The 26995-nt window shown below is 64.9% G+C and carries 27 protein-coding genes and 1 pseudogene; 9 read left to right on the top strand and 19 right to left on the bottom strand.

The features are described from left to right. The 3 genes from H928_RS27730 to H928_RS0113665 all read right to left on the bottom strand — a co-directional run. Nucleotides 1–1112: rhomboid family intramembrane serine protease (locus H928_RS27730; protein ID WP_021027020.1), on the bottom strand; the 1112-nt coding region annotated here is incomplete at its 3' end. Between the two features lie 48 nt (nt 1113–1160). Beyond that, on the bottom strand, nt 1161–1640 hold the full coding sequence (locus tag H928_RS0113670) for a YbaK/prolyl-tRNA synthetase associated domain-containing protein (RefSeq protein ID WP_021027019.1): 480 nt from the start codon (nt 1638–1640) through the stop codon (nt 1161–1163). Continuing rightward, nucleotides 1637–2410, bottom strand: a complete 774-nt coding sequence (locus H928_RS0113665; RefSeq protein ID WP_052329985.1) for a transporter substrate-binding domain-containing protein — start codon at nt 2408–2410, stop codon at nt 1637–1639. Before H928_RS0113665 ends, H928_RS0113670 begins: the two co-directional genes overlap by 4 nt. 335 nt (nt 2411–2745) lie before the next feature. Here H928_RS0113665 and H928_RS0113660 point away from each other — a divergent pair, with 335 nt between their 5' ends. Continuing rightward, on the top strand, nt 2746–3306 hold the full coding sequence (locus H928_RS0113660; protein WP_021027017.1) for a TetR/AcrR family transcriptional regulator: 561 nt from the start codon (nt 2746–2748) through the stop codon (nt 3304–3306). Nucleotides 3307–3345: 39 nt separating this feature from the next. Next, entirely contained in the window at nt 3346–3816 is a 471-nt protein-coding gene (locus tag H928_RS27725) for a DUF417 family protein (RefSeq protein ID WP_021027016.1), read from the top strand. A 330-nt stretch (nt 3817–4146) separates the two neighbouring features. On the opposite strand, the gene H928_RS0113645 is transcribed toward H928_RS27725, so the two are convergent. The 4 genes from H928_RS0113645 to H928_RS0113630 form a co-directional block, all read right to left on the bottom strand. Continuing rightward, nucleotides 4147–5454, bottom strand: coding sequence for a type II toxin-antitoxin system HipA family toxin (locus H928_RS0113645; RefSeq protein ID WP_021027014.1), 1308 nt, complete (start codon nt 5452–5454; stop codon nt 4147–4149). Nucleotides 5455–5468: 14 nt separating this feature from the next. Then, the gene (locus H928_RS0113640) at nt 5469–5795 is read right to left on the bottom strand and encodes a helix-turn-helix transcriptional regulator (RefSeq protein ID WP_021027013.1); all 327 of its coding nucleotides are present in this window, start codon (nt 5793–5795) and stop codon (nt 5469–5471) included. Nucleotides 5796–6142: 347 nt separating this feature from the next. Beyond that, entirely contained in the window at nt 6143–6736 is a 594-nt protein-coding gene (gene ssb, locus H928_RS0113635) for a single-stranded DNA-binding protein (RefSeq protein ID WP_021027012.1), read from the bottom strand. Nucleotides 6737–6926: 190 nt separating this feature from the next. Continuing rightward, nucleotides 6927–8126 (bottom strand): MFS transporter, encoded by a 1200-nt coding sequence (locus tag H928_RS0113630; RefSeq protein ID WP_021027011.1) that lies wholly within the window; start codon nt 8124–8126, stop codon nt 6927–6929. A 315-nt stretch (nt 8127–8441) separates the two neighbouring features. Here H928_RS0113630 and uvrA point away from each other — a divergent pair, with 315 nt between their 5' ends. Both uvrA and H928_RS0113620 read left to right on the top strand, forming a co-directional pair. After that, entirely contained in the window at nt 8442–11585 is a 3144-nt protein-coding gene (uvrA, locus tag H928_RS27720) for an excinuclease ABC subunit UvrA (protein ID WP_021027010.1), read from the top strand. Nucleotides 11586–11631: 46 nt separating this feature from the next. Further along, nucleotides 11632–12093 (top strand): GNAT family N-acetyltransferase, encoded by a 462-nt coding sequence (locus H928_RS0113620; protein ID WP_021027009.1) that lies wholly within the window; start codon nt 11632–11634, stop codon nt 12091–12093. Here the strand turns inward: H928_RS0113620 and H928_RS0113615 are convergent. Next, on the bottom strand, nt 12090–13247 hold the full coding sequence (locus H928_RS0113615) for a PQQ-dependent sugar dehydrogenase (protein WP_021027008.1): 1158 nt from the start codon (nt 13245–13247) through the stop codon (nt 12090–12092). The genes H928_RS0113620 and H928_RS0113615 overlap by 4 nt on opposite strands. A gap of 42 nt (nt 13248–13289) precedes the next feature. On the opposite strand from H928_RS0113615, the gene H928_RS0113610 reads away from it, so the two are divergent. Together H928_RS0113610 and H928_RS0113605 are read left to right on the top strand one after the other, a co-directional pair. Further along, nucleotides 13290–14489: an FAD-binding oxidoreductase gene (locus H928_RS0113610; protein WP_084635800.1), complete on the top strand. Its 1200-nt coding sequence runs from the start codon at nt 13290–13292 to the stop codon at nt 14487–14489. Nucleotides 14490–14582: 93 nt separating this feature from the next. After that, nucleotides 14583–15524, top strand: coding sequence for an EamA family transporter (locus H928_RS0113605; RefSeq protein WP_021027006.1), 942 nt, complete (start codon nt 14583–14585; stop codon nt 15522–15524). 22 nt (nt 15525–15546) lie between these two features. Here H928_RS0113605 and H928_RS0113600 read toward each other — a convergent pair whose 3' ends face one another. Together H928_RS0113600 and pyrF are read right to left on the bottom strand one after the other, a co-directional pair. Beyond that, on the bottom strand, nt 15547–16542 hold the full coding sequence (locus H928_RS0113600) for a tripartite tricarboxylate transporter substrate-binding protein (protein ID WP_043340106.1): 996 nt from the start codon (nt 16540–16542) through the stop codon (nt 15547–15549). A 152-nt stretch (nt 16543–16694) separates the two neighbouring features. Further along, nucleotides 16695–17516 (bottom strand): orotidine-5'-phosphate decarboxylase, encoded by an 822-nt coding sequence (pyrF, locus tag H928_RS0113595; protein ID WP_021027004.1) that lies wholly within the window; start codon nt 17514–17516, stop codon nt 16695–16697. Nucleotides 17517–17600: 84 nt separating this feature from the next. Here pyrF and H928_RS0113590 point away from each other — a divergent pair, with 84 nt between their 5' ends. Continuing rightward, nucleotides 17601–18485 carry a DMT family transporter gene (locus H928_RS0113590; protein WP_027010926.1) on the top strand — a complete coding sequence of 295 codons (885 nt, stop codon included), beginning with the start codon at nt 17601–17603 and terminating at the stop codon, nt 18483–18485. 31 nt (nt 18486–18516) lie between these two features. Here the strand turns inward: H928_RS0113590 and H928_RS0113585 are convergent, their stop codons facing one another. From H928_RS0113585 to def, 9 genes are all read right to left on the bottom strand, one after another. Continuing rightward, nucleotides 18517–19035 carry a DUF2165 family protein gene (locus H928_RS0113585; RefSeq protein ID WP_021027002.1) on the bottom strand — a complete coding sequence of 173 codons (519 nt, stop codon included), beginning with the start codon at nt 19033–19035 and terminating at the stop codon, nt 18517–18519. 352 nt (nt 19036–19387) lie between these two features. After that, nucleotides 19388–19966 (bottom strand): FlgO family outer membrane protein, encoded by a 579-nt coding sequence (locus H928_RS0113580; RefSeq protein ID WP_021027001.1) that lies wholly within the window; start codon nt 19964–19966, stop codon nt 19388–19390. Continuing rightward, nucleotides 19963–20601: a hypothetical protein gene (locus tag H928_RS0113575; protein ID WP_021027000.1), complete on the bottom strand. Its 639-nt coding sequence runs from the start codon at nt 20599–20601 to the stop codon at nt 19963–19965. The genes H928_RS0113580 and H928_RS0113575 overlap by 4 nt, the downstream gene beginning before the upstream one ends. 173 nt (nt 20602–20774) lie before the next feature. After that, nucleotides 20775–21968: a phosphoglycerate kinase gene (locus H928_RS0113570; RefSeq protein ID WP_021026999.1), complete on the bottom strand. Its 1194-nt coding sequence runs from the start codon at nt 21966–21968 to the stop codon at nt 20775–20777. 129 nt (nt 21969–22097) lie between these two features. Then, a complete protein-coding gene (locus tag H928_RS0113565) occupies nt 22098–22442 on the bottom strand; it encodes an AzlD domain-containing protein (RefSeq protein WP_021026998.1) in 345 nt (114 codons plus the stop codon). Next, nucleotides 22439–23263 (bottom strand): AzlC family ABC transporter permease, encoded by an 825-nt coding sequence (locus H928_RS0113560; RefSeq protein ID WP_021026997.1) that lies wholly within the window; start codon nt 23261–23263, stop codon nt 22439–22441. Before H928_RS0113560 ends, H928_RS0113565 begins: the two co-directional genes overlap by 4 nt. Continuing rightward, a complete protein-coding gene (gene fmt / locus H928_RS0113555; protein ID WP_021026996.1) occupies nt 23260–24243 on the bottom strand; it encodes a methionyl-tRNA formyltransferase in 984 nt (327 codons plus the stop codon). The genes H928_RS0113560 and fmt overlap by 4 nt, the downstream gene beginning before the upstream one ends. A 51-nt stretch (nt 24244–24294) precedes the next feature. Next, complete coding sequence (locus H928_RS0113550; protein ID WP_021026995.1) at nt 24295–24765, bottom strand: hypothetical protein; 471 nt, start codon at nt 24763–24765, stop codon at nt 24295–24297. 55 nt (nt 24766–24820) lie between these two features. Next, the gene (gene def, locus H928_RS0113545) at nt 24821–25342 is read right to left on the bottom strand and encodes a peptide deformylase (RefSeq protein ID WP_021026994.1); all 522 of its coding nucleotides are present in this window, start codon (nt 25340–25342) and stop codon (nt 24821–24823) included. 171 nt (nt 25343–25513) lie between these two features. On the opposite strand from def, the gene H928_RS0113540 reads away from it, so the two are divergent. Both H928_RS0113540 and H928_RS27715 read left to right on the top strand, forming a co-directional pair. After that, the gene (locus H928_RS0113540) at nt 25514–26737 is read left to right on the top strand and encodes a LysM peptidoglycan-binding domain-containing protein (protein WP_021026993.1); all 1224 of its coding nucleotides are present in this window, start codon (nt 25514–25516) and stop codon (nt 26735–26737) included. Between the two features lie 30 nt (nt 26738–26767). Then, nucleotides 26768–26995, top strand: a pseudogene (locus tag H928_RS27715) (DNA-protecting protein DprA); the annotation flags it as partial.

Here is a 26995-nt window from a genome sequence, read left to right as displayed (position 1 = left end):
CAGGCGCGCAAGATGGCGGCATCGCTGGGTGCCAGCTTGGCGGCCTGGCGCCAGGCGGGCGCTGCCAGCTCAAAGGCCAGCGCATCGGTGTGCTTTTGCGCGCGCTGCACGGCGGCGGCCAGCGCGGCGCTCTGGGCCTGGGCCTGCTGCTTGTCTCGGGCGGCCACCTCGACCACCGACTCCTTGCGCCGCAGCTGCAGGTACAAGGCCATCAGCAGGCCGCCGGCCAGCAAGCCGCCAAAGTGCGCCATATAGGCCACGCCCTGCTGCCCCATGAAGTGCTGGGCCAGCTCAAAGCCCATCCATACCGGCAGCACCACCAGCGCGGGCCAGGTGGCGTAGTTGAAGTAGAAGGCCAGCATGTAGAAAAAGCGGATGCGCCGCATGCGGTAGAGCACCACATACATGGCCATCAGGCCGGCAATCGCGCCCGATGCGCCCAGCCCATAGCTGCCGGAGCCCGCATAGAACAGGCCCGCAAACAGCGAGGCGCTGACACCGGCGACCAGGTAGAAGCACAGGTAGAGCCCCGCGCCCAGCGCCATCTCCAAGGTGAACCCGAACAGAAACAGGAACACCATATTGCCCAGCAGGTGGCCGGTGCTGCCGTGCAAGAAGGTAGAGGTCAGCGCCTGCAGCGGCTGCAGCCCGGCACCGGCCTCATAGCTCATCGCCCAGCGGGTGGTAAAGGGCTTGGGCTCCAGCGGCGCAAAGCGGGCGCGGGCCGCCTGCCAGTCGGCATACAGCGGATCGGCCACGGTGATCACCTCACCGGCCAGCAGCTGGCGGCGAAAACGCCCCTCCTGCTGCATCAGCAGGTAGATCTGGCCGTAGTCCTGGTTTTTTTGCAGGCCCTGCACCGTGCGCACCATCTGCGGCTGGATGCGGCTGTCCGGTTTGCGGCTTTGTGCCTGCAGGTAGGTCACAAAGGCCGGCACCTCGATCGCCGGCAGCGCCGTATGCGCATAGGTTTTCGATGCCCGCTCCGCCGCCCGCTCCTCACCCCCTTGCCAGACCCAGAACACCAGGCAGTTGATCGCGATCAGCAGCAGCGTCATCCACGGCGGTGACTGCCAGGAGGGCTTGTTTTCCAGAGGGATGGCGATAAACATGGCGACTATTGTGCAGTCGCCATGCCGGCGCAGTGTTGGATTTTTGCCTTAGCTTACGGGGGCGCTGATGCGGTGCAGCGCCGGCTTGGCCACACGCACATAGTCCTGCGCGTTGAGCACCATCGAGCGGTCCAGCCGGCCGGCATTGAAGGCGATCTCGGCATGGCGCTCCACCAGTTCCGGGTCCACCACCAACGCCACCTGCGGGCCAGGGCTGAACGGCGGGATCGCGCCGATCACGCAGCCGGTCCGCTCCGTCGCCTCTTCCGCACTGGCCATCGTCATCTTGGGCAGGCCGAGCGCGGCTGCCAGCAGCCGAAAGTCCAATTTCTGGTCGCCCGGCAGCACGGCCAGCACCCAGTGCTCGGCATTGCGGGTCTTGCACAGCATGGCCTTGGCACCCTGGCCCGGCGTCGTGCCCCGGATGCGCGCCACCTCATCCGATTTGCCCTCGGCCGGGTGCTCCAGCACCCGAAAGCGCGCGCCCTCGCCGTCCAGTAGCTGCTGCAGATGGTCAAACACACTCATGGCTGCACTCCGGGCGCGACCACCGCGCCTTGCACCTGGTGCTGCGCCAGCGCCTGGGCGACAAAACCGCTGGCCTTGGCCGCTTCCACAAAGGCGCCCAACCACTGGATGGCGGCCTCACCCCGGGTCTTGGGCAGGCCCATGGCCTGCTGGATCAGCATGAAATGCCCGGGCAGCAGGCGCAGACCGGCATGGCTGGCCACCGCCGCCTCCAGCTGTACCTTGACGCCTGCGGCCACATCGCCCTGGGGTTGCAAAAAGACATCGACCACCGCAGGCGATGTGGGCGCGCGCAGGATGCGGGCGTTTTTCAGCGCACGCGTGAGGTAGAGGTCATAGGCGCTGCCCTGGCCAACCACCACTTCGTGCGCTGCCACATCCACCTGCGCGTTGTCGCTCAGTGCCGAATCGCTGCGCACCATGTAGGCGCCTTCAATTAGCACATAGGGGGCAGAAAAACCAATGCCCGCGCCCCGCACCGGGTCCACCGCGAAAAAGCCGACATCGGCCTGGCCCTGGGTGACGGCATCGACCGAGTGGGCGGCCGCCTCAAACAGCTGCAGCTCCAGCGGCAGACCCAGTTGGGCCGCCATGCGCGCGGCCAGATCGACGGAGACGCCTGCGGCCGAGCCATCGGCTCTTTTGTGCGCCAGCACCGGGTTGCCCACATTGATGGCGGCACGCAGGCGGCCGCTGGGCGCGATGAGGGATGCGATCTTGGAGCTATCCGAGGTATCGGCAGTACGGGCGGTATCGGTGCTAGGAGTCATGGCCGCTTTCATGCAAGGTTGAACAAAGGGCATGCCGTCAGCTGCGCGCCCCTCTCCAGGGCGGCACGGCCGCCATCAGGGGTGTTGCCGGGCCGGCATTGCGCGCGGCGCGTTCTGCGCCCATGCCGCATTCTCTACCGGCGGCAAAGCCGCAGTGGGCACTGGCCTTTTGCGCCCAAGCCGCTGGCCCGGCGCTGGCCAAGCCAGCGCAGCCGGCCCGCATGCCGCCGGTCCTGCCCGCTGCGGGTTTTACGCTTTGAATCATATGGCGGCTTGGCAACCTACCTTCTAGTAGGTATATTCAATGTCAACGCCATAACCCAGGTCCATTGACGATGTCTACCCGTGAAAAAATCATCCTGCTCAGCAACCACTTGATCCAGCAGCGTGGCTTCCAGGGCTTCAGCTATGCCGATCTGGAGGCGGGTATTGGCATTCGCAAAGCCAGTATCCACCACCATTTCCCCAGCAAGACAGACCTGGGAATTGCCTACTGTGACTACAAGCGGGCCGATTTCAAAGCCCTGGAGGCCGAGCTGCAAAAGCTGCCCGCCGGCGTGCCGCAACTCCATGCCTATCTGGATGCGTTTGCCGACTGTGCGGCGCAGGGGCAAATGTGCGGTGTCTACGCGATGCTGTCCGACAGCCACCTGTTTTCGCCCGAACTGCAAACGGCGGTCTACCAGCTGGCACAGACCGAGCAGCAGCTGCTGCAAGACATTCTGGTCGCGGGCCAGCGCAGTGCAGCCCTGCATTTTGCGCAGCCCCCGGCAGAGCTGGCCATGGTGGTCAGCTCTGCGATCAAGGGCGCGCTATTGCTCAACCGCATCCCGCCCCATGGGGCCTATGAGCGCGCAGCCAAAGCCATTGTGGACTGGCTGAGCGCCGCCCCATGACATCCGCATCCCAGCCGCTTTTTTAACCAGGAGACCACCATGAAAAATGCCATCCATCGCTTTATTCGCTCCGATGCCGATATCGCTGTGCTGCGAGTCTCGGTGATCTTTATTTTTGCGCTGTTCGGCACCTTCAAATGGTTTGATTTTGAGGTCGCCGAGTTGGAGCCCCTGATCTCGAGCACCTGGCTCAGCTTTCTCTACACCCTCTTCGGTGTGCACGGGGGCAGCTACTTTTTGGGCGTGGTGGAAACCTTGGCGTTTCTGGCACTGATAGTCGGCTTCAAAAGGCCCGCTTTTGGCGTCGTGGGCGCCCTGGTCGTCATCGCCACCGGCATCACCACCTTGAGCCTGCTACCCCAACTCTCCACGCTGGACGGTTTCATCGTCAAGGACGTGCTGCTGATTGGCGCCGGCGTTGTGCTGCTCAAGTTCGATCTGCGGCGCCAGCTGAACGCGCCAGAAGCGAGCGCAACCGGCAGCGCCGCGCCGTTGGCAACGGGCCGCTGAGAACCGGCTCAAAGGCGGGGCGCCGCCGGCCGTGGCACCTGATGCACCGGGGTATTGTTGCCCAGACGCTGCATATTCAGGTCATCGCTGTCACGGCCCATGCAGCGGGCAACCCGCCCGAGCAGGTCAGCCAAAACCAGCCGTTCCGTGCCATCGGGGCTGCTGCAATAGCGCCACACCCCATCGCTACGGAGAATGGGCCAAGCAATCCCGCAGCCTTGGCCGAAGCGCCTGGCGCGCCATCAAGCCCACCCACCAAGGAGGCCATGGCAACGGGTGGGCGCGCTTTGGCAACCTCATGATGTACCGAGTCAGGCACACCGCTATCACCTACAAGCCCGCCAATTTCCTGGCGGCACTAAAGCTTGCATGCTCGAACGCAGGCACAAACTCATCGAGCTCTTGCTTTGTCATGCCAACGTCGGGAGACTGTCCTACCATGCGCCACTGCAAAATCGCTTCCACCTGCTTGCGCACAATGGCCAACGCCTGTTCACGAGACAAGGCAAACTGCGATGCTTGCCCCATCAACTGCGGCATGCTGGTGATCGGTCCCGTGTCTTCACTCAGCCAGGTCTTGGATTCCCGGTCCTTGTCGGGCATCGGGTTGATGTCGAACGCAGGCGAGAGCTGCCATTTGTTATCACCCATGTAGAGGAAGCCCATGTTTTGCAGGTGGTCGTCGACGTTGGTGATGAGGTGGTTGAACACCTGACGCCGCCACAGTTCTTGGGCATCCGCGACGTAGTTGGCGCAGGCCCCCTTCATTGCATGGAGAACCTCGGTGTAGGCGTGTTCATCTTGTCGACTCGCATGCAGCAAGGTGGCTCCCGAGATGTAGGGGATGCGTGCATCGTCAGGGGTGCGGTCAAATCGCCGAATGACCGCCACGGGAGTGCCTTGCACCACTGCGACATGCGCCTTCGATACGGTGATACCAGCCAAAGCCGCTAGCTTGAGTGCCAGCACCTCCGCACGAGTGACATTGCGCTCGTCTTTGATACTCGGGAACTTGCCCAATGCGAGATATCCCTCTTCGTCCAGGATGCTGCATTTCGGACGCATGCCGCCAAGCGATGTGCCCTTGCCTCGCAGATAGGCCAAATCCTGGGCGGTCTCCTTGCCGAGTTCAACTGCCCGTGAAGAGCTCAGCATCTTTTCGAGTTCGAGCATTGGCGGCGTTACCCGCCTGCCTTCTGGTGCCGACTCAAGGTAAACGCCACGGGCGTTACGCAAACGCAGTGCCCCCATACGGCTGAAATCATCAACCGCACAAAGGTAGTCGAGCTCGGTCAACGCACCCAGCTTTGGGTCCTCCTCGCGGCGCTTGGCATGTGCCCGAGCAATGACTCGACGGCCCCAAGCATCTGGCTCGGTATCCCCAAGAGCGAGGAAGAAAAGCGAGTCCTCCTTGGTCACAGGCTTTCGGGTCTGGAAGCCCGGCGCGGCGGCGAGGTCCGCAGAGACGTTAAATGTGTCAGCGTGGTCAAGCCACTCCTGGAAGTAGCCGAACTGCGTGAATACGCGCGGCCCGTTTCGCACAAACACGAGCTTTCCCACGGGGGTGCCCGTTTTTCCAAGACACACATCCAGCTCCGTCTTGGTGTTTTGGACAGCGGCATTTGCTCTAGTCACCATATCGCGGAAAACTTTCAGAAAGCTTTGGGTGTGTCGCGGCGCTTGCTGTGAATCCGAGATGGAAGTTCGGCGTCCATGAGGGCAAGTCCAACCGAATCCGTCTGCGTGTCCATCAGGAGGCTCAGCTTCTCCAAATCGCCAAAGACCTGCAGCGCACTGGCCAGATAAACGAGCGCTGTGCCTGGGTTGCCATCCTCCAGCCGGCGAACGGTGCTCACCGAGACGCCCATACGCGCAGCCAAGTCGGCTTGGGACAGGCCGCGACGCCTGCGTGCGAGCTCAATGTTCTGACCCAAGGCCTTGAGAGCCCGGTCTACAGTTAGGTTAAGAGTCGAAACCATTTAAGCATCCTCATAAGAACACCTAAATTCTACAAGAGCTCTAATTGGAGCCATTGTAGGATGACAGCATAATTTACTCAATAAGCGCTCTCATAAGAATACTTGTAAATGATAAGTATTCTTAAAAGATTGCTATCCGCCGAAAAAGTGCAATAAGCTATCCAAAGAAGCCAATGAAAAGAAGCCGGGGAAGTCCACAATTTCATCCTCGCCTCGCAGCAAACATGTTGAAGTACCGACTTGTCTTAGAACTCACTCAAGAAGATCTAGCAAAAAAGTGTGGGTAAGAAAAAACCCGCTTTCTCAGAAGAGAGCGGGTTTGCTTCAAAAACTACTAGCAGTGCTTTTTAGAACGGAATATCGTCGTCCATGTCGTCAAAGCCCGAGGCAGCGCGTGGGGCTGGCGCGGGCATGGGTGCCGGTGCTGGACGGGGAGGCGGTGCCTGGCGGGGTGCGGCAGCTGGAGCCATCGCCGGTGCGGGAGCCCGGCGCTGGTAGTTGCCTGCGGGTGCACCGCCGCCGCCACCGCCCTGGTCACCGTAGCCGCTGTCGCCATAGCCGTAGTCATCGCCACCGCCCTGACCGCCACCGCCGCCCTGGCCTTGGCGGCTGCCCAGCATCTGCATCGAGTCAGCGCGGATTTCCGTGGCGTAGCGTTCCTGGCCGGTGGCCTGGTCGGTCCACTTGCGGGTGCGCAGGCTGCCTTCCACATAGACCTGGCTGCCCTTGCGCAGGTACTGGCCGACGATTTCAGCCAAGCGGCCATTGAACACGACGCGGTGCCACTCGGTGGCCTCCTTGTTCTCGCCGCTGTTCTTGTCGCGCCAGCGGTCCGTGGTGGCGATGGTGACATTGGCCACCTGGTCGCCCGAGGGGAAGGTGCGGATTTCAGGGTCGCGGCCGAGGTTGCCGACGATGATGACTTTGTTGACGGATGCCATGGTAGAGGTAGTTCCTTTGAAAAATGGGCGCCTACTATGCGTTGGCAGTGTTGCAGGCATTGCAGCCTTCAAAGCGCCCATCACTGTGATTCAGGGGCGTATCCTACCCCAAAGCGGCCGGTCCTTCTCTGCGGGTGGCCGCAGATCCTGCAACAGGGCCTGCCAGGCCTGCCCCATTCCCAGCCAGTGCTTACTTTTGTGCAGCGCCAGCAGCAGCCACGGCGCGGCCCAGCGGCTGCAGCGGCCAGGTCAGCACCAGCCACAGCAGCGCCAGCGCGCTGGTGGCGATGAACAGATCCGTCACGCTGCCCCAGCGGGTCAGCGCCCCACCGAGCGCACCGCCGGCAAACAGGCCTAGCGATTGCAAGGTGTTGTAACTACCCAGCGCCGCGCCGCGCAGCGATGCCGGCGCCATGCGCGAGACCAGGCTGGGCTGCGTGGCCTCCAGCGCATTGAAGCCGCAGAAAAACACAAACAGCAGCACGCCCATCAGCCACAGCGCGGGCGCATGGCCCGAGGTCGCCACCAGGCCCAGGGCCATCTGCACCAGGGCCACCAGCGCGATCGAGCCCAGCAGGGCGCCGCGCAGGTAACCGCGCCGCTCCAGCGCAAACAGCCCACCCATCAGCACAAAGGACAGCAGCACGGCCGGCAGGTAGACCTGCCAGTGCTCGGCCTTGGGCAGGCCTGCGGCCACCAGCATCGCGGGCACCGCCACCCACATCGACATCTGCACCGTGTGCAGCACGAACACACCGGCATTGAGGCGCACCAGGTCGGCATGGCGAAACACCTCGCGCAGGCCGCCGCGCGCGCCGCCCCGGTGCAGCAAAGGCTCGGGAGGCACGACCCACAGCACCACGGCAATACCGCCCAGCGCCAGGCCGCAGGTCATCAAAAACAGGCCGCTCAGGCCGATATGCACCACCAGCAGCGGGCTGAGCACCAGCGCCAGCGCAAACATCAAGCCGATGCTGGCGCCCACCAGGGCCATGGCCTTGGTGCGCACTTCGTCACGGGTCTGGTCGGCCAAGAGCGCCGTGACGGCCGCAGACACGGCGCCGGCGCCTTGTAACGCCCGGCCCAGCAGCAGGGTATGCAGGTTGCCCGCCATGCCGGCGATCAGGCTGCCGGCGGCAAATACCAAGAGGCCCAGCACAATGACCTTTTTGCGCCCGAAGCGGTCAGACGCCATGCCCAGCGGCAGCTGGCAGAGGGCCTGGGTCAGGCCATAGACGCCCATCGCCAGCCCGACCAGGGCCGGGTCATCACCGCCCGGGTATTTGTGGGCCTCCAGCGCAAACACCGGCAGCACCAGAAACAGGCCCAGCATGCGCAATGCAAAGATCAGCGCCAGGCTGAAACTGGCGCGCCGCTCGGCCGGCAGCATGGCCGTGGAAGAAGAAACAGAAGTGAGAGACAAGGGCGATACGCAGGCAAACAAGGGACGGATGGCGACGATCGCCAGCGGCAAGTGTAGAGCGCAGCCGCAAGCCCTGCTGGCAGACGGAATCTCTGCGCCCAGCAGCGCATCAGAAACCATAGCTAGGCGCAAAGCTGCCGCAAGCCCTCTCCTCGGTTTTGGCGCCAGACAGCGGGCCGCACCCCTGGGTTTATCCGCAACGCATGTGCAGCGATACCCGGCAGATTGCACAACGAACGGGCAGGCTGGCTATCATGAGGGGTTTTGGATCTTGAAGCCCACATGCCACCACGCACCCCCACCGACCCTTCCGCTGCCATCGACCTGCACCATGAACTCGGCCTGTCCGAGGCGCAGCAGGACGACAGCCGCTACCTGGGCGCGCGGCTGGCACACAGTCGCATCGCCATCCGTGGCGCGCGCACGCACAACCTCAAGAACATCGACCTGGACATTCCGCGCCACCAGCTGGTGGTGATCACCGGCCTGTCCGGCTCGGGCAAGTCCAGCCTGGCCTTTGACACCTTGTATGCCGAAGGCCAGCGCCGCTATGTCGAGAGCCTCTCGGCCTATGCGCGCCAGTTTCTGGGCCGGCTGGACAAACCCGATGTCGACCTGATCGAGGGCCTGTCACCGGCCATCTCGATCGAGCAGAAGGCGACCAGCCACAACCCGCGCTCGACCGTGGGCACGGTGACCGAAATCCATGACTACCTGCGCCTGTTGTATGCCCGCGCAGGTACGCCGTTCTGCCCCGACCACAACCTGCCGCTGGCGGCCCAGACCGTCAGCCAGATGGTCGACGCCGTGCTGGCCCTGCCCGAGGACACCAAGCTGATGATCCTGGCACCGGTGGCACGCGGCAAGAAGGGCGAGTTCGTCGAGCTGTTTGCGCAGATGCAGGCGCTGGGCTATGTGCGCTTTCGGGTCGATGGCCAGATGTACGAGCACGAGACCCTGCCTGCACTGGCCAAGAACGAAAAGCACGATGTCGATGTGGTCATCGACCGGGTCAAGGTGCGCGCCGGGCTGCAGCAGCGCCTGGCCGAAAGCATTGAGGCGGCACTGCGCGTGGGCGGCAACGAAGGCAATGGCCGTGTGCTGGCGCTGGAGATGGACACCGGCGAAGAGCATCTGTTCAGCAGCAAGTTCTCCTGCCCGGTCTGCAGCTATGCGCTGGCTGAGCTGGAGCCGCGCCTGTTCTCCTTCAACTCGCCCCAGGGCGCCTGCCCATCCTGCGATGGCCTGGGCCTGCACGAGGTGTTCGACGTCGAGCGCGTGGTGGCCTTCCCCACGCTCAGCCTGGCCAGCGGCGCCATCAAGGGCTGGGACCGGCGCAATGGCTACTATTTTGCGATGCTCGAGAGCCTGGGCCGCCATTACAAGTTCAACATCGAGCAGCCTTTCGAGAGCCTGCCCGAGGCGGTGCGCCAGGTGGTGCTGTATGGCTCGGGCGACGAAGAGATCGCCTTCAAGTACGAGCTGGCCAGCGGCGAGAACGCCGGCAAGATGGTCACCAAGAAGCACCCGTTTGAAGGCATCCTGCCCAACATGACGCGGCGCTACCGCGAGACCGATTCGAGCATCGTGCGCGACGAGCTGGCCCGCTACCAAAGCGTGCAGCCCTGCCCCGACTGCCACGGCGCGCGCCTGCGCCGCGAGGCGCGCTTTGTGCGCGTGGGCGATGGCGACCAGGCCCGTGCGATCCAGGACATCAGCCAGGTCACCCTGAGCGAGGCCCACGCCTGGTTCAGCACCGTGCAGCTGACGGGTGCCAAGGCCGATATTGCCGCGCGGGTGATCCAGGAAATCAGCACGCGGCTGCAGTTCCTCAACGATGTGGGCCTGACCTACCTGAGCCTGGCGCGCAGCGCCGAGACGCTCTCGGGCGGCGAAGCGCAGCGCATTCGCCTGGCCTCGCAGATCGGCTCGGGCCTGACCGGCGTGATGTATGTGCTCGACGAGCCCTCGATCGGCCTGCACCAGCGCGACAATGACCGCCTGATCGCCACCTTGCAGCACCTGCGCGACATCGGCAACAGCGTGATCGTCGTCGAGCACGACGAGGACATGATGCGCGCGGCCGACCAGATCATCGACATGGGCCCGGGCGCCGGCGTGCACGGCGGCCAGATCATGGCCCAGGGCCGCTACGCCGACATCTGCGCCCATCCGCAGTCGCTCACCGGCCAGTACCTGAGCGGCCAGAAATCGATTGCCGTGCCCACGCGCCGCACGCCCTGGCTGCCGGTGCTGGCCAGCACCGTGGGGGCACCCGTGGGCAAAGCCGCAGCGGACAAGGGCGGATCGCAGTTCCCTACCGTGCGCACCTCGCTGGAGAAAAAGCCCGGCGGAAAAGCCAGCAGCAGCGCCAAGGGCCGCAGCGTGCAGGAAGCGGCTGCCCCCGCCGAAGTGGACCCGCATGCGGTGCAAAGCCTGCGTCTCATCGGCGCCAGCGGCCACAACCTGCGCGATGTGACGGTCGATTTTCCCGTCGGTCTGTTCACCTGTGTCACCGGCGTCTCGGGCTCGGGCAAATCGACCCTGGTCAACGACACCTTGTATGCGGCCGCGGCCCACAAGATCAACCGCGCCCAGGGCGATGTTGCGCCCTACCAGGAGATCGAAGGCCTGGACTATTTCGACAAGGTCATCAATGTGGACCAAAGCCCGATTGGCCGCACGCCGCGCAGCAACCCGGCCACCTACACTGGCCTGTTCACGCCCATCCGCGAGCTGATGGCCGAGACCAACACCGCCAAGGAGCGCGGCTATGGCCCGGGGCGCTTCAGCTTCAATGTGGCCGGCGGCCGCTGCGAGGCCTGCCAGGGCGATGGCATGGTCAAGGTGGAGATGCATTTTCTGCCCGACGTCTATGTGCCCTGCGACATCTGCCAGGGCCAGCGCTACAACCGCGAAACCCTGCAGGTGCAGTGGAAGGGCCGCAATATTGCGCAGATCCTGGAGATGACGGTCGAAGACGCGCACGACTTCTTCCGCGATGTGCCCACCATTGCCCGCAAGCTGCAAACCCTGCTCGATGTGGGCCTGAGCTATATCCGCCTGGGCCAGAGCGCCACCACCCTATCGGGCGGCGAGGCCCAGCGCGTCAAGCTCGCGCAGGAGCTGTCCAAACGCGACACCGGCCGCACGCTCTACATCCTCGATGAGCCGACCACCGGCCTGCACTTTGCCGATATCGACCTGCTGCTCAAGGTGCTGCACCAGCTGCGCGATGCGGGCAACACGATTGTCGTCATCGAACACAACCTCGACGTCATCAAGACGGCCGACTGGGTCATCGACATGGGGCCCGAAGGCGGCGCTGGCGGTGGACAGCTGGTGGCCCAGGGCACGCCCGAGCAGGTCGCCGCCAACCCGGCCAGCCATACCGGGCGCTATCTGGCGCCTTACCTCCAGCGCTGAGGCAGCTTGCCGCGCGTCAACGAACCAGTCCATCCCCACTGCAGCCATGCCAGCAAACCTGACTTTCCGCACCGCAACCCTGGCCGATCTGCCCGCCATCATTGCGCTGCTCGCCGATGATGCGCTGGGCCGCGAGCGCGAGGTGCTGGCCGACCCGCCCGATGCGCGCTATATCGCGGCCTTTGACGCGATCTGCGCCGATGCCAACCAACGCCTGGTGGTGGCCGAGCTGGACGGGCAAGTGGTGGGCACGCTGCAGCTGTCCTTTGTGCCCGGCCTGTCACACACGGGGGCCTGGCGCGGCCAGATCGAATCGGTGCGCATTGCCGCGCAGCTGCGCGGCGCCGGCGCGGGCCAGCAGATGCTGGAATGGGCGGTGGCGCAGTGCCGCGCGCGGGGCTGCACGGTGGTGCAGCTGACCACCGACAAAAGCCGGGCCGATGCCCACCGCTTTTACGAAAAGCTGGGCTTTGTGTCCAGCCATCTGGGTTTCAAGCGCAAGCTTTAACTGCCCGAGGGCTCCAGCCGAATCAGCTTGCCATCAGGCCCATCGGTCAGCAGGTAGACCAGGCCATCGGCGCCCTGGCGCACATCGCGGATGCGCTCGCCCAGCGATTCGTAGAGCCGCTTCTCGCCCGTCACCTTGCCGTCCTTGACCGCCAGCTGGGCAACGCTGCGCGACTTGAGGCCGCCCACCAGCAGGCTGCCCTTCCAGGCCGGGCCATAGCGGTCGCTGGTGACAAAGGCCATGCCCGAAGGCGCAATGCTGGGCACCCAGTAATGCAAGGGCTGCTCCATGCCGGCCTTTTGCGTGCCTTCGCCGATCTTGCCGCCGCCGTATTCCTCGCCATAGGTGATCACCGGCCAGCCATAGTTCTTGCCCGGCTGGGGCCGGTTGATCTCGTCGCCGCCCTGCGGGCCATGCTCGTGCTGCCACAGGCTGCCATCGGCGGCGACGGCCAAGCCCTGGCTGTTGCGGTGGCCGTAGCTGTAGATCTCCGGCAGCGCATCCTGGCGGCCCACATAGGGGTTGTCCTTGGGAACGCTGCCATCCTTGGCAATGCGCACCAGCTTGCCATGGTGGTTGTTCAGGGTCTGCGCATCGTCGCGCTGCGAAAAGCGGTCCCCCAGGCTGAGGAACAGGTTGCCATCGGGCGCCTCGGCGATGCGGCAGCCAAAGTGGGCATTGCTCCTGGCCTTGGGGCGCTGGCTGAACAGCACTTTGACGTCTTCCAGTTGGCGCTCATTGGCCGCAACACGCGCCGTGGCCAGTGCCGTGCTGTTGGTGCCCGCCTGGGGCCCGGCTTCGCTGAAGCAAAAATAGATGCGGCGGTTGCTGGCGAACTGGCTGTCGGCCACCACATCCAGCAGGCCGCCCTGGCCGGCATCGACCACCTTGGGCACGCCTTGCAGCTCGGACTGCTTGCGGCCATCGGCATCGAGCAGCCAGAGCTTGCCGCCGCGCTCAGTCAGCAAAAAGCGCTTGTCCGGCAAGGGCGCAATGGCCCAGGGGTTGAGGTAGCCGCTGCCCACGACTGTCGGCTTGGGCAGCGCGGGCGCCGCCGTCTGCGCTTGCACAGTGCTGGCGGCGCAGATGGCCAGCAGCCCGCTGGCGCCCAGCGCCCATGAATAAAAACCCTTGCGTGCTTGTTTCTGTCTCATGTTTGCCCTTTGCGAAGTGCCTCTGACCTTACCATGCTGACCATGGAAACCCCCAACAGTTCCCCTTCGGCCTCCCCTAGCGCATCCGCTTCTGCCGCCGCCAGCCCGGCAGTCTGGGATTTTGTCGTCATCGGCGCCGGCATGGCCGGCAGCACCACCGCCTGGCACCTGGCTGCCAGCGCCCAGGTGCTGGTGCTGGAGCAGGAATCCCAGCCCGGCTACCACACCACCGGCCGTTCGGCTGCGCTGTTTGAGGAGCACTATGGCCCCACCCAGGTGCAGGCGCTTACCCGGGCCAGCCGCCAGTTTTACGAGCAGCCGCCGGCCGACTTTGCCGAGCATGCACTGGTCAGCCCCCGGGGCGTGCTGTATGTGGCAACGCCCGCGCAGTTGCCCGCGCTGCAAGCCGCCTACGACGAGGCACGCCAGCACTCGCCCGGCGCCCGCTGGCTGGACAAGGCCGCGCTGAAAACTTTTTTGCCGGCGCTCAACACCGAGGTGCTGGAAGCCGGATTTAGCGACGATGGCGCCCGCGATATCGATGTGCATGCGCTGCACCAGGGCTTTTTGAAGGGCATGCGCCGGCGTGGCGGCCAGCTGCGGAACGACGCCCGGGTGCAGGGCCTGCACTGGGATGCCAGCGCCGGCCACTGGCAGATCGGCCTGGCCGATGGCCGCCAGTTGCTGGCGCGCCATGTCGTCAATGCCGCCGGCGCCTGGGCCGATGAACTGGGCCAGATGGCTGGAGCGGCCGCCATTGGCCTCACACCCAAGCGCCGCAGCGCCTTTACCTTTGCGATGCCCGAAGGCATGGATGGCCAGCACTGGCCGGCCGTCATCGATATTGGTGAGCAGTGGTACTTCAAGCCCGATGCCGGCCAGCTGCTGGGCTCGCCCGCCAATGCCGATGCCACCCACCCGCATGATGTGCAGCCCGAGATGCTGGACATTGCCGAGGGCATTGACCGCATCATGCAGGCCAGCCATTTCGACATCCGCCGCCCCAGCCACAGCTGGGCAGGCCTGCGCTCCTTTGTCGCCGATGGCGAGATGGTGATCGGCTGGGATGGCCAGGCGCCGCAGTTTCTGTGGGTGGCCGCGCAAGGCGGCTACGGCATCCAGAGCGCCTACGGTTACGGCTTGCTGGCGCGCAACCTGGCCTTGCAGGAGCCGCTGGACCCGGCGCTCGCCAGCCAGGGTGTGCAGCCTGAGGCACTGTCGCCCACGCGCCATTTGCGCTGAATAGCGCAGCGCGAGCACGCAGCTGCGCTTGCTGGCACACTGCTGGAAAACCTTGAATAACATCCGGCGCTGCGCACACCAGCGCCTCCAGCCATGTCCGCTTCCAGCTCCCCCGTCCCCTTTCGCCCTACGGACCTCGCCTTGGCGCTGGTCGTGGTGGTGGTCTGGGGCATCAACTTTGTCATCATGAAATGGGGCCTGCAAAGCCTGACCCCGTTCGAGCTGGGCGCCCTGCGCTACCTCTGCGCGGCCTTTCCGCTGGTGCTGTTCATCAAGCCGCCGCGCGTGCACTGGCGCTGGGTGGTGCTGTTTGGCCTGTTGCAGGGCGTGGGCCAGTTTGGCTTCTTGTTCACGGCGCTCAAGGTAGGCATGACGGCATCGCTCGCCAGCGTGGTGCTGCAGACCCAGGTGTTTCTCACCGCGGTCTGGACCTGGGTGCTGCTGCGCGAGCGCCCCGGCCGCCCACTGGTGGCCGGCATGGGCATTGCGGCGCTCGGCCTGGCCTGCCTGCTGATCAATGAGCTGCGCAGCAATGGCGCTGGTGGCACCACCTTGGCCGGCCTGCTGCTGGTGCTGTGCGCGGCCACATCCTGGGCCTGCTCCAACGTGGTGGTGCGCCTGGCGCAAAAGGAAAACGCCCGCTACGACCCGGTGAGCTTTATTGCCTGGAGCAGCCTGATGCCGATTCTGCCCTTTATCGGGCTGAGCGCCGCACTGGACGAGGGCAGCGTCGGCAAGTGGCTGCAGGCAGAAACCTGGCAGCAGATTCCCGGGCTGGCCTGGATGTCCATCGCCTACCTGGGCTGGGTGGCCACCATCGTCGGCTATGGGCTGTGGACCAAGCTGATCCAGCGCTACTCCGCCAACCGGGTGGCGCCCTTCAGCCTCTGCGTGCCAGTCATTGGCCTGACCACCGGCATGCTGGTGCTGGGCGAGACGGTGACCAGCTGGCAGTGGGCCGGCGCGGTGTTTGTCGTGCTGGCGCTGGTGGTCGTGGTCTGGGGCGGCCGCTGGCTGCAGGCGGCGCGGCGCTAACTTACGCCGAAGGAGACCGCGCTCAGCGGTCCTCGATCTTCGCGGTCTCGACGATCTGCTGGTACTTGGCCACCTGGGCCTTCAAGAAGGCGCCCATGTCCTGGCCGGGCGCGGCCACCACATTGCCACTGGCTTCGAGCTTGGCGCGAAAGCTGGGCGACTGCAGCATGTCATCGATGGCCGCACGCAAGGCCTTTTGCACCTGCGGGGGCAGCTTGGCCGGGCCCATCAGCGCAAACCAGCTGTTGATATCGACCTTCGCAAACGCCGAGGTCTCGGCCAAGGCAGGGATATCGGGCGTGACGCTGGAGCGCTTGGCCTCGGTCGTGCCCAGCGCCACCACCTTGCCGGCGCGGATATGCGGCAGGCCCGAGGACAGCACAAACACGCCAAAATCCAGGCTGCCGCCCAGGAGGTCATTGGTCAGTGGTGCCACGCCCTTGTAGGGCACATGGGTCATCGCCACATCGCCGGCCTGCTGCACCATCTCACCGGCGATGTGCAGCGCCGTGCCCACGCCCGAGCTGCCATAGCTGTACTTGCCCGGGTTCTGGCGCAGCAGGCTGAGGAACTCCTGCGTGTTCTTGACGCCGCTGGCCTGCGAGGCAACCAGCACCATGGGCTGGGTCGCCACCAGGCTGATGGGCGTGAAATCCTCGAACACCCGGTACTTGATGGCCTTGTTGATCAGCGGCGCAATCGCCATCTCATTGTTGGCCGACAGCAGCAGGGTGTAGCCGTCGGCCGCCGCCCGGGCCACCTTTTGCGCGCCGATGGCGCCACCGGCACCACCCAGGTTCTCGATCACCACCGGTTGCTTGAGCCGCTGCGCCAGCTCGGTGCCGACCATGCGGCCGACTGCATCGGTGCTGCCGCCGGGCGGGTAGGCAATCACCAAGGTGATGGCCTTGTTCGGGTAATGCGCAGCCGCTTGCGCGCCTGCCGCCATGCTGGCCGCCAGCGCCAGCAGACCCAGGCTGGCCATCCGGCGCGGGCGAGAGAAAAGCATAGGGAGCATCGGAAGTCCTTGTGGCGGAGGAAAAGGCGTCAGAAGAAAAGCGGCAGGCGCATTGTGTCTTGGCCCAAGAAGCCCCCGCACTATTCCGGAAAAAGAAGCAGGGTCCGTGCCAGCCTGCAGCACGGACCCTGTCGTTCTGGCGCTGGAGCCGCTCAGTCCACGGCGTTGAGCAGATCGCGGGTCGTGATCGCAGCGGCGCGCGCCGCGCTGGCAAAGTCTTCGCCACTGCTCGCATACAAAATGGCGCGCGAGGAGTTGATGATGATCGGGCCGCCGCCAATGCGGGCCGCCTTGACGGTGGCCACCGCATCGCCGCCCTGCGCACCGACGCCGGGAATCAGCAGCGGCAGGTGGGGGGCGACGGCGCGCACGCGCTCGATCTCTTGCGGGCGGGTGGCACCGACGACCAGGCCAAGCTGGCCATTGGTGTTCCAGGGGCCCTGGGCCAGGCGCGCCACATGCTCGAACATTTGCGGCTGGCCGGGCACATCGGCCAGGGTCTGGGCCTGCAGGTCGTCCCCACCGGGGTTGGAGGTGCGGCACAGTAGGAAGGCGCCCTTGCCCTCGTACTTCAGGTAGGGCGTGATGGAATCAAAGCCCATGAAGGGCGACAAGGTCACCGCGTCCGCCCCATAGCGCTCAAAGGCTTCCTTGGCGTACTGCTCGGCGGTCGAGCCGATGTCGCCGCGCTTGGCATCGAGAATCACCGGCACCTGGGGCGCTACGCGGCGCATATGGGCCATCAGCTTTTCCAGCTGGTCCTCGGCGCGGTGCGCTGCAAAATAGGCGATCTGCGGCTTGAAGCTGTTGACCAGGTCATGGGTGGCATCGACGATGGCTGCGCAAAAATCATAGATCTTGCTGGCATCGCCGCGCATCGCGGCGGGAAAACGGCTGGGTTCCGGATCCAGGCCCACGCACAGCATGGAGTTGTTTTGGGTGGCTGCGGCGCGCAGCTGGTCGATAAAAGGCATGGGCGCTATTGTAAAAGCTGGCCGTGCCAGGGCCTTCGCAGAGCTGACTGCGTCGCACGGGGATTGCAGGCACAATCGCGCCCCATGCCTACCCTGTCGAGACAACAACTGGTGATCCTGTGCCTGCTGACCCTGGTCTGGGGGCTGAACTGGCCGGTGATGAAGACGGGGGTGCAGCACTTCCCGCCGCTGAGCTTTCGCGCGCTGTCGATGCTGATCGGCCTGCCGCTGCTGGCGCTGGGCCTGCTGGTGCTCAAGGTGCCGTTCCGGCTGGAGCGCCGCTACTGGGGGCCGCTCGTGGTGCTGGGCTTTTTCAACATGGTGATGTGGCACACGCTGATCATCGTGGCGATTCCGCTGTTGCCCAGCGGCCGGGCAGCGATCCTGGGCTACACCATGCCTATTTTTTCAGCAGCGTTGGGCGCACTGTTCTTCAGCGACCGGCTGCCGCCGCGCGCCTGGCTGGGCGTGGCAGCGGCCGCTGGCGGCGTGTTGCTGCTGCTGTGGAACGAGATGGACAAGCTGGGCGGCAAGCCCAACGGCGTGGCGCTGATGCTGCTGGCGGCGGCCAGCTGGGCGTTGGGCACCCAGCTGCTGCGCCGCACCCGCATCCCGGCGCCCACCTTGACCCTGGCCTTCTGGATGACCGTGATGACCACCGGCTGCCTGTGCCTGCTGGCCACGCTGCTGGAGCGCCCGCGCTGGCATGCGCCTGACCCCGTCGCCTGGGGCACCATCCTGTTCAATGCGGTGCTGGTGATCGGCTTTGCCCAGGTGGCCTGGTTCTTTCTGGTGCGCACCCTGCCGCCGCTGGCGTCCACTTTGAGCGTGATGCTGATCCCCGTGCTGGGCGTCTTCAGCGGCGCCTGGTGGCTGGGCGAGATCCTGCACTGGCAGGACTGGACGGCGGTGGCCTTGATGGTGCTGGCCATCGCCTCGGTGCTCTGGCCCAGCCGGGCGCGCCGCTGAGCCTGCACGAGGCGAGGCCAGGCCGCGGGTATCAGCGGCCTGCGGACTGCGTGGGCGAGGCCAGGCTGTCGTTGTCCATCGTCAGATAGACCAGCACCAGCAGCAGGGTGATAAAGAAGCGGAAGGCATCGGGCACACCATTCCACTCCTTGGACATCCACATGCCAAACCACTCACCGCCCACCGACATAAAGCCCACCTGCCAGGTGAGAAAGCCCAGGGTCAGCCCGGCAATCGCCCATTTTTTGGCAGCACGAAAACCGGCCGCATCGGCATGGCGGGCGCGCAAGAGCTGGCTGCCGCCGACCCAGCACAGCAGCGCCGTCAGCGTCTCCAGCGCAATGATGCCGGCATAGCCCAGGTGGTGGACCCATTCCGCCTCAATGGCGCGGTACATGATGCCGTTGCCGGGGAAGGTGGTGTCCATCAGGAACACATGGTGCACAAAGGCAAAGTTGGTGGCGTAGTCGGTGATATTGCCAAAAGCCACCAAGGTGGCGAAGAAAGCCATGGCCAACACCATGGCGGACTTGGACAGACGAATCATCATTCGATGCTCCAGACGTGAGAGAGTGAAAAAGGGATAGGAAAAAGACAGACGGATGCCGTGGCACCGAACAGCAAGGCTCGGCACCTGATCCATCAAAGCGGTGCCAACGCGCGGTTGGCGGGGAGGTGTGCAAGAAGCACGGAGGCGCGCAGATCGGGACTGGAAAACCTGAAGCCGGCAGCGGGTCTGGGAAACACGCAGGCCAACCGGATCGAATGTCGCGCCAGGAGGGAGGCTGGATTCTGCCAGCCTGCTGTGGAGGCTGTCAACGCTGGCCGATCCGGCCATAAAAAAACGCACTGCCCAAGGGGAGTGCGTTCTTTGTTCCAACCGGGCGCGGCCCGGTGGTTGATCAGCGAGGCGCGTTCAGCAAACGGGTCACATCGCGGTCGTTGGGCAAGGCATAGTCATAGCCCGACAGGATGCGGCTGTCTTCGGTACGCACCAGCTTGAGGCTGACGTAGGTGAAGTTGGCAGCAGGCGAGAAGGTGCCGACCAGCACCATGGAGGCGTTCTGGCTGCGGGCAATGTCACGCATCTCGCGCGACAGCAGCAGCTCGCCGGTGCCTTCACGCACATACAGATCGGTGCGCAGCTTGACTTCCTTGACGTGGAAGCCCCGGGCGGCCATCTGGTTGGCGTAGATCTCGGACAAGGTGCGGCCCAGTGGCGACGAGGCGCCCATGTTGTTCACATTGACCACGGTGGCCACCAGCACAGGGCCGGTACCGGTCGACTGGGGAGCGACCGAGGCGGTCAGCTTGTTGATCGCATCCTGGCTGTTGGCCAGGAAGACGCTGGCGTCCGCAGCCTGGTAGGTCGGCTCGCTGCGCACCGTGCTCACGGGCTGGGCAGGATCCATCCAGCTGGCGCAACCGGCCAGCACAGCGGCAGAGGCCACAGCGGCCAGGGTGGTCAGACGCTGCATCATTTGCCCACCACCTTCATGTTGACGGCGCGGTAGGCTTCGGTCTTGGCGAACTGGCCGACGGTGGCATTGTCAACATAGTAGACATTGGACTTGCGCGCGACATACTGGCCCTGGCGCAGCACCGTGGTGGTCAGCAGCACTTCGGAGTACGCCGGGGCACCTGCGATGGTGGCGGCCTGGTAATCGGTGCCGATGGTCGGGCTCACGCCGGCGACGACCTGGCCGTTGTCGCCTTCATAGGCCCAGTTGCCCGCTTGCTGCAGGTTGTGGTGCACGACCTTGGCGTCGTAGCTCACTTCGAGCTGCTGGCCGGGGGTGGTGTAGACCGATGCGCCGTGCTGCACCAGCTTGGTCACGACCAGGTCGTGGAACACGCTGTCAAAGGCGCTGGCGTTCTGTGGCAGGGCCACATACAAAGGCGTCTTGGCGTTCAGACCATTGCGCTCCAGGGTGGCCAGCGTGTCGGCCACCACGTCGCTGGCCATCAGGTCCCAGTGGCCCGCAGCGCGCACCTTCATCTGGGTTGGTTGTGCATAGTTGGCGCCGTATGGAACGGGCGCCTCTACCGCGCAACCCGTCAACGCAAGCACGGCGCTTGCCAGCGCCGCCGCTCCGATGGTCTTTTTCAAAGCCATGTTTCCCTCCTCGGAATTAGATAGCCGACGGGCCAACACCCGCCCAGGCTTGCATCCATTGTTGTAGATGTGGTGCTACCAAGACAAGTGAAACGATCCAAAGTGCGAGCAGAGCCACGCATTTTGTTGTTTTTGCTCACACTTTAGAAACGCCATTTGCCCACTGAATAAGCTCAGCTTGCCGCGCGTTTTTGCAGAATCTCGAAAGCTGGCAAGGTCTTGCCTTCCAATACCTCCAAAAAGGCACCGCCGCCGGTGGAGATATAACCAATCTTGTCCTCGATGCCGTACTTGGCAATGGCGGCCAGGGTATCGCCACCGCCGGCAATGCTGAAGGCGGGCGACTGGGCAATGGCCTGGGCCAGGGTTTCGGTGCCATGTGCAAACGCATCGAACTCGAACACGCCCACCGGGCCGTTCCAGACGATGGTGCCGGCCTTCTTGAGCTGCTCGGCCAGGCGGGCGGCCGTCTCGGGGCCGATATCGAGGATCAGGTCGTCATCGGCCACGTCGGTGGCGCGCTTGATGGTCGCCTCGGCGTCGGCCGCAAAGGTCTTGGCGACCACCACATCGGTCGGAATCGGCACATCGGCGCCGCGTGCAGCCATGGCATCGATCACGGCCTTGGCGTCACCCACCAGGTCGGCCTCGGCCAGCGATTTGCCGATGTTCAGGCCTGCCGCCAGCATGAAGGTGTTGGCAATGCCGCCACCGACGATCAGCTGGTCCACCTTGCTGGACAGCGCCTGCAGGATGGTCAGCTTGGTCGAGACCTTGGAGCCCGCGACAATGGCGACCAGCGGGCGCGCCGGCGCGGCCAGCGCCTTAGTGATGGCATCGATCTCGGCCGACAGCAGCGGGCCGGCACAGGCGATCTTGGCGTACTCGGCAATGCCGTAAGTCGTGCCTTCGGCGCGGTGGGCCGTGCCAAAGGCGTCGTTCACATAGATATCGCACAGCTGGGCGAGCTTTTGCGCCAGCGCCGGCAGGTTCTTCTTCTCGCCGACATTGCTGCGGCAGTTCTCCAGCATCACGACCTGGCCGGGGGCCACGGTGACGCCGTCAACCCAGTCAGCGATCAGCGGCACCTCGCGGCCCAGCAGCTGCGCCAGGCGCTGCGCCACCGGGGCGAGCGAGTCTTCGGGCTTGAACGCGCCCTCGGTGGGGCGGCCCAGGTGGCTGGTCACCATCACCGCAGCGCCGGCCTTGAGCGCCATCTCGATCGCAGGAACCGAGGCGCGCACGCGCGTGTCTTCGGTGATCTCGCCGGCGTCATTGAGCGGCACATTCAGATCGGAGCGGATGAAAACGCGTTGGCCTTGCACCTTGCCTTGGGCACACAGGTCGGAGAAACGAAGGATATTCATGGGAATGGCTACCAAAGAGTCTAGAAATTGGGGCGCGCGCCATGCAGGGGCCTGCGCATGGCCGCCATTGTAGAGGCCTGCCCAGCCCGCCCCAAGCAGCGGGTCGCGCTTGCGTCTCTCAGCCCCGGCTTACCAGCCCAGGCCGATATGCAGCGGCAGGTAGACCGCCATGCCCACCACAATCGTGCCCAGAATGCCGCGTTTTTTGAAGTAATAGATGGTCGCGCAGATCACCGCCGGAATGCGGGCATCGAGCAAGGTGTCGGTCAGCTCGCCCTTGACCATCAACAGCTCGGGCGCAATGACGGCCATCAACGCGGCCAGCGGCGCGTATTTGAGGCCGCGCTTGAGCCAGTCGGGCAAGGGCAGCTCGTTCTTCGGGATCATGAAGAACGCACGGGTGACCACGGTGATGACGGTCAGGCCCACGATGGCGGTGAGCTGGTAGAGCAGATCCCAGTCGTCCTGGCTCATCGCACATGCTCCTCACGCACGGGCACGGCCGTGGTGCCGTCGTCGGGCTGCTCGGGCCCGGGCGATGGCAGCGGTTTGTTCTTGGCCACCACCACGATCTTGGGCTTGCGCCCGCGCTGGTCCACCGCCTCGACCAAAAGGCCGATGGTCACCGCACAGGCAATCGCCACCAGGATGTTGAGCTTGAGCGGAATGCCGTAGGCCGCAATCGCCGCCGTGGCGGCCACCAATGCCGCCACCTTGGTGGCGCGGTCGATCAGCATCGAATAGAGCACACCCAGCAGTGCCAGCACGCCGGCAAAGCCCAGGCCCCATTCGAGCGGTACCACATTGGCCAGCAAGATGCCGGCAATCGAAAAGCCCTGCCAGGTTACAAAGTTGAGCGACGAGGCGCCCCAGAAGTAGTAGACCTGCTGGGGCTTGGCCACCGGCGCGGTGTAGCGGCGCATAAAGGCGACAAAGATCACATCACCGCTGAAGTAACCAATGCAGAGCCGGTGCCACAGCGGCAGGTGCGCAAAATAGCTGCGCCACATGCTCGACAGAATGACAAAGCGCAGGTTCACGCAGGCGGCCGTGAACCAGACCACCCACATCGGCGAGCCCATCGCCATCAGCGGCAGCACGGCCAGCTGGGCACTGCCGGCATAGACCACCAGCGACATGAAGATGGCCATCGGCGCGGAGATACCCGCCTTGACCATGGCCACACCGGTGACCAGCGCCCAGGCGGCAATGCCCACGGCCGTGCCCGACATGTCGACCACGCCGGCACGGAAACTGGGGTGGTCGATGGCGCGGCGCCGGTGGTGCAGGCTCATGGAGCCGCCACGGAGAGCCTGTCGTCACCCAGCACCTGGCCGGGTTGCAGCGTATGGCCGCGCAGAAAATCGGCCGCCTGCAGCCGCTTGCCACCGGGCCGCTGCAGCGCGCTGATGCGCAAGGCACCCTCGCCGCAGGCCACCACAATGCCCTGGCCGTCAGCCGCCAGCACCTGGCCGGGGACGGCATCGGCGGGCGCATGCCGCTCGGGCTGCGCTGCCCAAATCTTGACCACCTCATCACCGACGCGGGTCGAAGCAGCCGGAAAGGGGTTGAAGGCGCGCACACGGCGGTCAATCTGCTCGGCGCTCAGCGTCCAGTCGATGGTGCTTTCGGCCTTTTCAATCTTGTGCGCGTAGGTGATGCCCTCTGCCGGTTGCGGCTCGCGCTGCAAACGGCCCTCGGCGCTCAAGGCCAGCGCCTGCACCAGCATGCGGCCGCCCAGGTCGGCCAGCTTGTCGTGCAGGCTGGCGGTGGTGTCATCGGCGGCAATGTCCAGCGCTTCGACCAGGCACATGTCGCCGGTATCGAGGCCCGCATCCATCTGCATGATGGTGACGCCGGTCTGGGCATCGCCCGCCTCGATCGCGCGGTGGATCGGTGCGGCGCCGCGCCAGCGCGGCAGCAGGCTGGCATGGATGTTGAGGCAGCCCTTGGCGGGCAAGTCCAGCACCCATTGCGGAAGGATCAGGCCGTAGGCGGCGACGACCATCACATCGGGCTGGGCTGCCAGCAGCGCCGCGCGTGCAGCAGCCGCTTCTTGCGGGTACTTGCCATCCAGGCGCAGGCTGAGCGGCTGGCTGACGGCGATACCGTGCGCCAGCGCGCATTGCTTGACCGGAGAGGCCTGCAGCTTCATGCCGCGGCCGGCGGGCCGGTCCGGCTGGGTCAGCACCAGCGGCACCTCGAGACCGGCGGCCAGCAACTGCTCGAGAGCCACACGGGCAAATTCCGGCGTGCCGGCAAAAACTACTTTCATGTCTTTTTTTAGGTAAGAGGCCAGTTGCGATCAGGCCACGCTGACCGGCTGTCAATCGCGCTGGCGGGGCTCGGGCAAAGGCTCATCCATGAACATCAGCTTTTGCACCACACCTTGCGGATCGATGTGCACATGCGCGAATCGCTTGATACCATTGTCCCAGAATCGGTAGGTCCAGACCTGTCCCTTGAAGCTCCAGACCGACGTGATTTCCATCGGCGGGCCAAAATCCTGCAGCAGCTGCTGCTCGCTGAACTGGCCCAGCGGGATGGCGCCGAAGTTATCGGCCGTCAGCACCTGGGTGGTCGTCTGCAGCTGGCCATCAGTACCAAAGCGCAGCTGGTAGGCCTCGCGCCCCATCGGCTGGGGGGTGTAGAGCCAGCGCTCAGCTCCGCCGTCGAGTTTTTTGACGGTATTGGCAGGGCCGAGCTTGCTCAGCACCTCCTGCTGCGGGGTGCCGGGCTTGAACTGGGTGGGATAGGCGCAGCCCGCCAGGGCGGCGCACAGGATGAGCAGCGCCATCGCGCCCCACGCGCGGCCGGGCAGCCAGCTCCGTGAAGATCGCGCGGTGCCCATATCAGCCCTTCGCGTCGGCCAGCTCGCGCTTTTGCTGCTTGACCAGCTTGGACTTGATGCGGTTGCGCTTGAGGGGCGAGAGGTACTCGACAAACACCTTGCCCAGCAGGTGGTCCATTTCATGCTGGATGCAGATGGCCAGCAGGCCTTCGGCGTCGATCTCGCGGCTGTTGCCGTTCTCGTCGAGTGCCCGGATCTTGACCGCCACCGAGCGCTCGACACCGTCATAAATGCCGGGCACGGACAGGCAGCCTTCGTCGCCCACCTGTTTTTCATCGCTGGCCCAGAGGATTTCCGGGTTGATGATGGTCATGGGCTCGTTGCGCTCTTCAGAGACGTCGATCACCACCACGCGCTCATGCACGTCGATCTGCGTGGCTGCCAGGCCGATACCGCTGGCGTCGTACATGGTGGCCAGCATGTCCTGGACCAAGGTACGGATGCGGTCATCGACCACGGCCACGGGCTTGGCGACCTTGTGCAGACGGGGATCGGGGTAGCAGAGAATCGGGAGGATAGACATAGTTTTCGCTCTTGAATGTCGTTATTTTCGCCACTTTTGCGCTTCAATGCCCAGATGGCTTGCAATAATCATTGATCGATCAAGGGCTTGGCCCGAGAATCAGAGGCAATTACAAACATTGACAGCAGGCCCACTGTGGCCTGCCAGCGACTGAGAGGGAGTCACCCGGCCATGCGAGCATCCACCACGCCCCTGTTCCACCAGCTGCGCAGCAGCGCCGTTGCAGTCGCCTGCATGGCCTGCGCCGGCATGAGTGCCTGGGCCGCCACCCCGGCCGCGCAGTTGCCGGTCACCGCGCAGCAGCGCAGCACCGCCCAGCAAGTGGCGGCGCAGGGCATCCCCGAGGCCGACCTGGTCGCCAATGCGCCTGAGAGCTACGTGGTCAAGCGGGGCGATACGCTGTGGGATATCTCGCGCATCTACCTGCAGCAGCCCTGGCGCTGGCCGGCGCTGTGGGGCATGAACCTGCAGGCCATCGCCAACCCGCACCTGATCTACCCCGGCCAGACCCTGTACCTGGAGCGCCGCAATGGCATGGCACGCCTGGTCACCTCGCGCTCGGGTGAGGACGAAGTCATCCGCATCTCGCCGCGCGTGCGCAGCGAGAGCCTCTCGGGCACCGCGCTGCCTGCCGTCAACCAGCGCCTCATCGAGGCCTTCCTGGTCGAGCCCGAAGTGCTGGCCGCCGGCGAGAGCGAAAAAGCCCCGCGCCTGGTCGGTGCCGCGCAAGAGCGCGCCCTGCTGTCGCCGGGCGACCGCGTCTATGGCCGCTCGGCTGACCAGTCGCTGGAGACGGGCCAGGAGCGCCAGTACTACCGCGTGTTCCGCAATGCCGTGCCGATGGTCGACCCCGAAAACAATGCCGTGCTGGGCTATGAAGCCCAGTACCTGGGCAAGGTCCAGGTGATGGCCGGTGAGCGCAAGGAGACAACGCTGGATGCCAAGGGGAATGCCCACACCGACCCGGTGCCCGCATCGCTGGACATCACGTCGGTGAAGGAAGAAATCCGCATCGGCGACAAGCTGCTGCCGATGCCGCGCGCCAATGTGACCAGCTATGTGCCGCATGCGCCCGATGAGCACCTGCAAGGCAGCGTCGTGTCCATCTATGGCAGCAACAGCGTGGCCTATGCCTCGCGCAACAACGTGATCGCCATCAACCGGGGCCAGGCCGACGGCGTCGAGCTCGGCCATGTCTTCCGCCTGATGACGCGCGGCGCGCGCATCAAGGACAAGACCGACAGCGACCAGACCGTCATCAAGCTGCCCAACGAGGCCAATGGCCTGGCCATGGTGTTCCGCACGTTCGACAAGGTGTCCTACGCGCTGATTCTGGAAGCCAAGGAAGGCGTGAAGGTGGGCGACTCGCTGATCTCGCCCGACTACCGCCCCTGATACGGGTAACCGGGAAGGCGGCTCTTGCCCATGACCGAACAAGAGCTGCATGACTGGTTGCGCCTGAGTGCCACGCCCGGCCTGGGCAATACCGCCATCCGGCGGCTGCTCGCGCGTTTTGGGCTGCCCGCTGACGTGCTGGCCCAGACCAGCGCCGCGTTGGAGAGCTGCATCACGCCCGCGCAAGCCCGGGCGCTGCACCACCCCAGCCCCGAGCTGCAAGCGCTGCAGGCGGCCACCTGGGCCTGGCTGACCAGC

Origin of the sequence: Comamonas sp. B-9, assembly GCF_000410635.1 — a bacterium.
Lineage (GTDB): Bacteria > Pseudomonadota > Gammaproteobacteria > Burkholderiales > Burkholderiaceae_C > Comamonas.
Note: the sequence above shows the minus strand (reverse complement) of the source record. Positions and strands in the feature narration are given on the sequence as shown.